Source organism: Actinomadura fibrosa (genome assembly GCF_900659615.1).
Lineage (GTDB): Bacteria > Actinomycetota > Actinomycetes > Streptosporangiales > Streptosporangiaceae > Spirillospora > Spirillospora fibrosa.
Genome location: NZ_CAACUY010000330.1, coordinates 1 through 8,388 on the forward strand (window position 1 = coordinate 1; position 8,388 = coordinate 8,388).

Consider the following 8,388-nt stretch of genomic DNA (forward strand, 5'->3'; position numbering starts at 1 on the left):
CCCCGCGGCGACCGCGAGGCCGTCCGTCGCGCCGACCGCCGTGACCGCGTGGTCGGCGCGGATCGCGCCGGGCACCTTCGCGAGGTCGACGGGCACGGCGGTGCCGCTCGCGTCCCAGACGTCGAGCACCGGGTCCAGGTCGCCGCCGCCGGGCTCGCGCCCGCCGAGCACGGTCAGCCCGCCCGCGAGCGCGCCACCGGTGATCTCGCGGCCCGCCTTGGCCTGCGCGGAGCCCGCGTCCTTCCAGGTCACACCGTCCGCGCTGCGCGACACGAGCACGTCGGTGCCGCGGACGACGACGGCCGCGAAGCCCTGCTCGCCGCCGAGCACCTGGCTCGTCCGCTGGTAGCCCGACGCCTGGAGGCGGCCGGCGGCACGCCAGGTCGAGCCGTCCTTGGACGTGTACGCCTGGCCGTAGGACCGGCTGCCGGACTGGAGTTCCCGCATCGCGAGGAACCCCGACCGCCCGCCGCCGATCATGAGGCCGCGGCTGCCCTTCGGCACCGGGACCGCGGACGGCGCCCACGTCCGGCCGCCGTCGTCCGACCGCCATACCGCCCGGTAGGGGGCGGGCTTCTTGCCGGTCGGCGTGATGAACCCCTCCAGAAGCATCACGTTGCCGCTCGCGGCGGCCTCGATGAGCGCGAGCCTGCCCTGGCGGACCTGGAGGCCGATCTGGTCGCCGATCCGCGGCTCCCAGCGGCGCCCGTCGGCCGACAGCCACACCGCCGGGACGGCGTCGGAGAAGTCGCCCTTCGCCGAGGTCTCGCCGAGGGCGAGGAACCCGCCGCCCGCCGCGACGATCCGCGTGACGCGCTTGTTCGCGCCGAAGGCGTCGCCGACGGCGTCGGGCTGGCGGTTCCAGGTCCGGCCGTCCTTGCTGGTCCAGACGACGCCGCCGGCGGGACGCGTGCCGACCGCCACCCAGCCGTCGGGCGACCCGCCGACCGCCTGCGGGACCTCGCCGGGCCCCGGGGCGCCGCCGCCCGCGCCCCTCAGCGTGGCGGGCCCGAACGTCCGGCCGCCGTCGTCGGAGACGAGGAACAGGCCGCGCGCGTTCTGCGCGTCGCTCTCGCCGCCGACCGCGACCACCGTCGACCCGGACGCCGCGACGCCGCTGATCTGCTGGTCGCGGCCGTCGGTGCGGGCCGCGCCGTCCACCGGGAACAGCGCGCCCGCCAGCTTGGCGCCGCCGTCACCGCCGCCGTCGTCGTCCCCGCCGAGCGCCGAGACGGCGAAGAAGCCGCCCGCGGCCAGCACCGCCGCGGCGGCCACGCCCGCGAGCCCGATGAGCAGCGGCTTCTTGTTCCGCCTGCGCTTGGCCTTGCCGCCCGCGGCGGGCGTCCGCCACGGCTCGTCGATCTGCGGCGGCGGCGCGGCGGGCCGCACCGTCTCGAACCCCTGCTGCTCGTAGGCCTGCCGGCCGTAGCTCTGCTGCGGCGTGCCCGGGATCTCCTGGGCGAACGGGAACGGCTCCGGTGACGGACGGCGCGGAGTGTCCGGGGTCTCCTGCGCGTAAGGGAACGGCTCGGGGGCGGCAGGCTTCGGCGGCGCGCTGGGGATCTCCTGCGCGTAGGGGAACGGCTCCGGCGCCGGAGGGGCGGGGGCCGGTGGTGTCGGAGCGGGCAGCGGCGAGTTCGCCGCCTGGCCTGGGATCTCCTGCGCGTACGGGAACGGCTCCGGCGCCGGCGGCGCCGTCTGGCCGGGGACCTGCTGCGCGTAGGGGAACGGCGGCGGTGCGGGCGGCTGGGCCGGGGGCTGCGCGGGCGGTTGCGCGGGCATCTCCACGCGCGTCGCGTCCGGGACGTCCTGCGCGTACGGGAACGGCGGCAGCGCGGGCACATCGGTCGAGGTGGCCGGGGGCGGCGCGACGGGGTAGGGCACGTCGGTCGACGTGGGAGGAGGCGGGGAGACGGGCGAGGGCTCCACGATCGTCGCGGAATCCTCGCCGGGTGCCGGTGCCGGTGCCGGTGCCGGTGCCGGTGCGTCGGTGACGGTGGGCTCGTCCGCGATGGTGTGCTCGCCGGACGCCCGAGGCCCAGGAACGTCCCGGACGTCTTCGCCGCCCGCGCTCGGCTTCGACCCCCGCGGAATCACCTGCGTCTGCTCGGCGACGGGCTTCTCGTCTTCCGAGGACGCCTGGGTCTGCTCCGCGGCGCCCTTCCCGCCCCGCGGGAACACCTGGGTCTGCTCCGCGACGGGCTTCGCGTCTTGGGGGGACGCTTCAGTTCGCTCTGCGGCGGGCTTTCCGCCCTGCGGGAAGACCTGGGTCTGCATGGCGCCGCTGACGTCGACGTCGCTGACCGTCTGGTCGACGTCCTGCGCGGGCTCGGCTTCTCCGGCGGAGCCGGTCCCGGGCGCACCGGGGGGCGTGGCCGGGAGCGGTTCGGGCAGGAGGTCGGCGCCGCCGGCCTGCGGGCCGCCGGCCAGCCACTGCGGCGGAGGCGGGGGAGGCGCGAACCCGTCCGAGGGGCCGTCCGAGGATGTGGCCGGGGCGGCGTCGCGGCCGTTCTCGTCGTCCGGAGCGTCCGGAGTCCTCGGTGGGGTCACGCCCGTCTCCCGTGCTCTGGTCAGGTCAGGACAATGTCAAGCTAGGACATTCGGGTCAAAGTGTCGCCAGCGATGATAGCGACCCGTCCCGGGCCCCCACCGCGTCGTCGCTAGTGCGTCCGGCCTGCGGACGCGCAGCTCGCACCGGAGCAGTGCGTGAGCGCGTAGAGCAGGGCGGAGAGCTGCCTCTGGCGGTCCGGTGGGAGGCTGCCGGCGCGGTTGTCGAGCTCGTCGGGGTCGTGCACCAGATCGTAGTACTCGCGCTCGCCGCCCAGGTACTCCACGTACAGGGCGTCGCGCAGGCGCAGCGCGTTGTAGGTGGGCGGCGCGCCGGGCGCGGAGTCCTGCCGGTCGGGGTCCTCGGGCGACGGGAGCGGCTTGACGTGCTCCATCAGGGCGACGTCCCGCCAGTCCTTCGGCTCGCCGCCGCGCAGGAACGGGACGAGCGAGCGGCCGTCGGTGGCGGGCGGGACCTCGGCGCCCGCGAGTTCCAGGAACGTCGGGGCGAGGTCGGTGTTCTGGACGAGCGCCGCGGTGCGGCGGCCGGCGGCGATGCCGGGGCCGGTGGCGACGACCGGGACGCGGATGTCGGTGTCGAACGCGGTCATCTTGCCGCCCGCCAGCCGGTGCTCGCCGAGGTGGAAGCCGTTGTCGGACCCGAACACGAGGTAGGTGTCACGGTCCAGGCCCTTCGCCGCGAGGGTCCGGCGGAGGCGCGCGATCATCTCGTCCACGCTCTGCACCATGCGGACGCGGTCGCGGAACGCCCGGTCGATCCCGGCGAGCCCCGGTTCGCGCAGCCGGAAGTGGGGGCGCAGCCAGGACGGCTTGTCGCTGATGTCGGGCTCGTTGAACGACGCGGTGCGGGGCGCCTTCAGGTCGGGGAACGCCTTGGCGTGCCGGGGCGCCGGGACGAACGGGCCGTGCGGCGCGAAGGTGGCGACCTGCATGAAGAACGGCTTGCCGCTCGCGCCCGCGCGCTGGACGAAGTCGTCGGCCTTGCCGGACAGCACGTCCGTCAGGTAGTCCTCCGGCGCGTTGCCGTGGTGGACGAGGCGCCCGTTCTCGTTGAGGTTGTAGCCGTACTCGGGGTAGCCGTTGCCGGTGACGTACCACTCGCTCCAGCCGGGCGGCACGTACGGTTTCATCCCGCCCGCGGTGTCGGCGGGGATGTAGCCGTTCAGGTACTTGCCGAGGAGCGCCGTCCGGTAGCCCGCCTTCTGGAGCCGCGGGGCGAACGCGGCCTGCTCGCCGCCGCGCGCCTTGAAGACGCCGTAGCCGCCGTCGGGCGGGAAGTTGGTGCGGACGCCGGTGTTGTGCGGATACCGCCCGGTCAGGATGGTCGCCCGCGACGTGCAGCACAGCGAGTCGGCGACGAAGAAGTTGTCGAAGGTGAGCCCCGCCTGCTGCATCTGGCGTACCTGGGGCATGTGCGCCACGAGGTTCCAGGACAGGTCGTCGGTGAGGACGAAGATGATGTTCGGCTTCTTCGCGGCCGCCTTCCCCGCCCGGCCGCCGGGCCGTCCGTCCGATCCGCCGCCGTCGCAGGCGCCCAGCGCGAGCGCGGCGAGCAGGCCCAGCACGGCCGCCAGTGCGGTCGCGGGCCGCGGCGAGCGGTGCGCGCGGCGCCGGGACCGCGGGGGGAGGGGCGGCGTGTCGGTGCCGATGGTCGGGCTCCTCGGTGCCGGGGGCCGGGGTCGAGGAGCAAGGGTAGCCAGCCGTGTGACCGTCCGCGCATCCGGTGACGGCGGGCACCCGTGCGCCGGTTGTTTGGCATCATGCTCGGTGATGACCGAGACGGCCGGGGTCCCGCGCGTGCGCGGGCCGATGACGCCGCTGATCGGCGGGGCCGCCATCAGCGCGGTCGTCGCGCTCCTCGTCGGGCTGGCGAACTCGTGCGTCCCGGACCGTGCCGGTACCGCCGCGAAGCCCGCGCCGGGCGCGTCCGCCCGCGCCACCGCGCGGGCCCCTGTCGCGCCGCTGCCGAACCCCGCGGGCGCCCCGTCGCCGATCGAGGCGCCGGGCTACTCGCCGCTCGCGCCCGTCCTCGCCGGGTCGTTCGCCGACCCCGCCGCGATCAAGGTGGCGGGCACCTACTTCGCGTACGGCACCAACAGCGCGGACGCGGCGATGCCCGTCGCGACCGCGCCCACGCCGTCCGGGCCGTGGACCCGGCAGCCCGGCGACGGCCTCGCCCGGCTGCCCGGCTGGGCCGTCTCGGGGCGGACGTGGGCGCCCGAGGTCGTGCCGCCGCGGAACGGGTCCGGGTCGTACCTCCTCTACTTCTCCGCGCGCCGCAAGGACCGGGACGTCCAGTGCATCGGGACGGCTACCGCGTCGTCGCCCGCCGGGCCGTTCGTCCCGGTCGAGGGGCAGCCGCTGGTGTGCCCGCTCGACCTCGGCGGCGCGATCGACCCCGCGTCCTACATCGAGCCGGACGGCACGCGCTACCTGCTGTACAAGAGCGACGCCCAGAAGTCGGCGGCGATCTACCTGGTCAGGCTGACCCCGGACGGGCTGGGCGTCGCGGCGGCTCCGCAGAGGCTCCTCGGGCGCAGCGACGAGCCCGTGCTGGTGGAGGCGCCGAAGCTCGTCCGGCGGGGCGGCAAGTACGTGCTGCTGTACTCGGCGGGCTGGTACTTCTCGTCGGACTACCAGACCCGCTACGCCACGGCCGACTCGATCGCGGGCCCGTACACCAAGGCGGGGGCGCCGCTCCAGTCCACCGGCGTGTACGGCGGGAAGGTCCAGGGGCCGGGCAGCGCGGACGTCCTGAGCGACGACACCGGCGATTACCTCCTCTTCCACGCCATCACGAAGTACAACGGCGGTTCGTCGGTGAACCGAGGCATGTACGTCACCCCGCTCGGCTGGGACGGCGCCCGGCCCGCGATCCGCGGCGTCCCCGTCCGCTACGAGGCCGAGAAGGGGCGGCTCAACGGCTGCGTCTCCGAGCTGAAGCGGCCGCGTGCGTCGGGCGACAAGGCCATCGGCCCGTTCGACCGGGACGGCTGCCGGGCGGAGGTCCAGGTGTTCGCGCCCTCCACGGGTCGCTACTCGGCGCGGATCCAGTACACGAACCGGTCGGGCGCCGAGTCGCATCTGGAGCTGTCGGCGAACGGCTCCGCGGCGGCGACGCTCCGGCTGGCCAAGACGGGCGACACCGCCTGGACGTCCACCACGGTCCAGATCTCGCTGAGCGGGGGATGGAACACCCTCGGGCTGCGCCGCCTGGACGGCCAGGGCCAGATCGACTACATCGAGCTGCGCTGAGCCTCCCGGCCGGCCGGCGGGGGGACGTCCACGCCCACGTCGCGGAGCACGGCGCCGGTCGGCCGAGGCCGGGTGAACAGGCCCTTCCGGACGCCGCGGGCGAGCGCGCGCCGGAGCACCGCGCGGTCCGACGACCCGGCGAACGTCCGGACCCAGCGCCGCAGCGTGGACCCGGCGTACAGGACGCGTTCCGGCGGCGCGAGGCCGGGGCTGCCGGTGAACAGCCAGATCTTGTTGCGCACCTCGTAGAAGAAGCGGTCGCCGGGATCGGCGTCCGCGCCGCCGAACGTCCGGGTCTTGTGGACGGCGACGCTGTCCGGGCACAGGACGCCGCGGCGGCCGCGCAGCAGCCGGGTCGTGAACTCGAAGTCGTCGTTCCAGAGGAAGTAGTCGGCGACGGGCAGCCCGCGCTCCCGGACGGCGGCCGCGTCCACCAGCACGGACACGAACGACGCCGAACGGATCGGCACGCAGCCCGCCGCGGCGGCGCGCTCCCGCTCGGCCGCGGCGGCGCGGGGCTTGGCGCGCGGCGTGTTCATCGGATGGTCGCGGCCGTCGGTCCACACGACCCGGCTCGCGACCAGCGCGGGCGGCTCGTCCGGCCCGGCGGCGCTCCGCCGCGCGGCGATCAGCGCGCGCAGGGCGCCGGGCTCGGGCACCGTGTCATCGTCCAGCAACCAGAGCAGCTCGGCGCCCGCCCTGGTCGGTTCGGTGTGGAGGGCGCGTGCCATGCCGGCGGCGAAGCCGCCCGCGCCGCCCACGTTGCGGGGGAGCGCCAGCAGGTCGACGCCGGGGAACCGGTCGCGGACCATCGCGGCGGTGCCGTCCGCCGAGGCGTTGTCGACCACGATGATCCGGTCGGGGACGCGCGCCTGCGCGTGGAGGGCGGCCAGCGCCTCCCCGAGCAGCGCGCGCCGGTTGTAGGTGACGACCACGGCGGTGACAAACACCGCGGTGACGGACGCGCCGTCCGCGGCCTGCCCTGGGTCCGGTCCGGTCGCGCTCATGCGCCGCGGCGGCCGGTGGCGCGGCGGGCGGCGCGGTGCAGCGCGGGCGAGGGGTCGGCCGCGGTGTCGAGCAGCCGCTCCAGGTTCTCCCGGACGCCGGACAGCTCGTCCTGCAGATGCGCCAGCCCGATCCGGTCGTGCGCCTTCGCCACCTCGGCGAGCAGCCGCGCGGCGACGCCGACGGACGCGGTCGCGACCAGCTCCTCCGGGACGTCGCCGGGCAGCAGCACCGCCTTCGGCCTCCGGGGGGTGGTCAGTTCGGCGAGGTCGCCCGCGACCCGGTAGCCGGACGCGCGCAGCGAGGCGGCGAGCTCGCGGGTCCGCTCGGCGGCCCAGCCGGCGTGGCGGGACGGCAGGCCCATGGCGGCGCGCCCGGCGTCCCCGGTGCCCGCGGCGAGGCCGGGCGCGAGGAGGTGCTCGCGGACGGCGCGCTCGTAGGCGTCGCCCAGCAGCGGCGCGATCTTGACGTTGAGGCGGCGGAGCAGCTCCGCCTCGACCGCCGACAGCGGCTCGTCCTCGGCGATCCCGCCGAGGTCGCAGCTCGCGGCGTCGATGCCCGTGACGGCGCAGAAGCGGTCCCACAGCAGGCCGGGGCGCTCGCCGGGCGGCGGCACCGTCAGCACGTGAACGCGGTCCGGCGGCACGACCGACTCCCACGTCCGCAGGACGCGCACCGGGTCGTGCAGCCCCCAGAACATCTCCCCGTACGGTTCCGGGGCGTCGATCCCGCGCGCGACGAGGTCGTCCACGAACCGCTCGAAGGTGATCGTGTGGGCGTGCCGGATCTGCTCCTGCCAGTCCAGGACGAGCTGCCAGCCGAGGTCGCGGGTGGCGTACACGACGTGGACCTCGGCCGGTTCGAGCGCGGCGGCGGCCCGTTCGGCCTGCGCGGGCGTCACCCCGCCGAGCAGGGGCTCGGAGAGGACGACCGCGCGTCCGTCCCACTCGCGGGCGCGCCGGGCGACCCGCTCGAACGCGCCGTCCCATTCCGGGTCGCGCCGGCCGCCCCAGCTCATCTCGCGCAGGTCCATCGCCACGCCGAAGTGCTCCAGCGGCTCGGCGAGCGGGTACCGGACGCCCGCGTCGGCCAGGCGCCGCCGGTTGGCCCAGAGCGCCCCCCGCAGGAGGTCCGCCCCGGCGGTCGGCGCGCCGACGTGCAGGTAGACCGTGCTCGGGGCCATGGGGGAGTTCACCTCGCGTTGCTCTCGACGTCGTCGGACGGGTCCGCGGCGGGATGGAGCCGCCGGTAGGCGCCCCGGAGCCGGCGGACGGCCGGATACCGCTCGCTCACGTTACGCGCCGCCCGCAGCGCGAGCGGCGACGCGTCGTGGACGAGCCGCCCGGTGCGGTCGAGCAGGTCGGACGTCTCGGCCCGCAGCGCGCCGATCCGCTCGGGAACGGGCATCTCCCCGCCGGGGACCGCTTCGCTCCGCTCCTCCCACTCCAGGACGCGCCGCAGCAGCGCGGCGACGGCGTCGGTGCCGACGTCGGCCACGTCCGCCCAGTACGGCTCGTCCGGGTCGGAGCCGGGCGCACCGGGCACGGTGCCGGAGCCGGC

General features: G+C 76.0%; 5 protein-coding genes and 1 pseudogene. 1 reads left to right on the forward strand and 5 read right to left on the reverse strand.

What is annotated here, in order from left to right:
- A pseudogene (locus E1300_RS44950) lies at window positions 1–2,550 on the reverse strand (hypothetical protein); the annotation flags it as partial.
- A 110-nt stretch (window positions 2,551–2,660) separates the two neighbouring features.
- Window positions 2,661–4,133: a sulfatase family protein gene (locus tag E1300_RS44955; protein WP_207400339.1), complete on the reverse strand. Its 1,473-nt coding sequence runs from the start codon at window positions 4,131–4,133 to the stop codon at window positions 2,661–2,663.
- Between the two features lie 205 nt (window positions 4,134–4,338).
- On the opposite strand from E1300_RS44955, the gene E1300_RS44960 reads away from it, so the two are divergent.
- Complete coding sequence (locus E1300_RS44960; protein ID WP_165503279.1) at window positions 4,339–5,823, forward strand: family 43 glycosylhydrolase; 1,485 nt, start codon at window positions 4,339–4,341, stop codon at window positions 5,821–5,823.
- Here the strand turns inward: E1300_RS44960 and E1300_RS44965 are convergent.
- The 3 genes from E1300_RS44965 to E1300_RS50870 all read right to left on the reverse strand — a co-directional run.
- Window positions 5,805–6,830, reverse strand: coding sequence for a glycosyltransferase (locus tag E1300_RS44965; RefSeq protein ID WP_131763394.1), 1,026 nt, complete (start codon window positions 6,828–6,830; stop codon window positions 5,805–5,807). The two genes, E1300_RS44960 and E1300_RS44965, sit on opposite strands and share 19 nt — an antisense overlap.
- Complete coding sequence (locus E1300_RS44970; RefSeq protein ID WP_131763395.1) at window positions 6,827–8,011, reverse strand: hypothetical protein; 1,185 nt, start codon at window positions 8,009–8,011, stop codon at window positions 6,827–6,829. Before E1300_RS44970 ends, E1300_RS44965 begins: the two co-directional genes overlap by 4 nt.
- 8 nt (window positions 8,012–8,019) lie before the next feature.
- Window positions 8,020–8,388, reverse strand: a 369-nt coding sequence (locus E1300_RS50870) for a hypothetical protein (RefSeq protein WP_165503280.1), incomplete at its 5' end; no start/stop codon positions are given.

Coding starts and splice junctions, on each gene's coding strand:
- E1300_RS44965 (WP_131763394.1), bottom strand. CDS start 6,830: ATGAGCGCGACCGGACCGGACCCAGGGCAGGCCGCGGACGGCGCGTCC.
- E1300_RS44960 (WP_165503279.1), top strand. CDS start 4,339: ATGACCGAGACGGCCGGGGTCCCGCGCGTGCGCGGGCCGATGACGCCG.
- E1300_RS44970 (WP_131763395.1), bottom strand. CDS start 8,011: ATGGCCCCGAGCACGGTCTACCTGCACGTCGGCGCGCCGACCGCCGGG.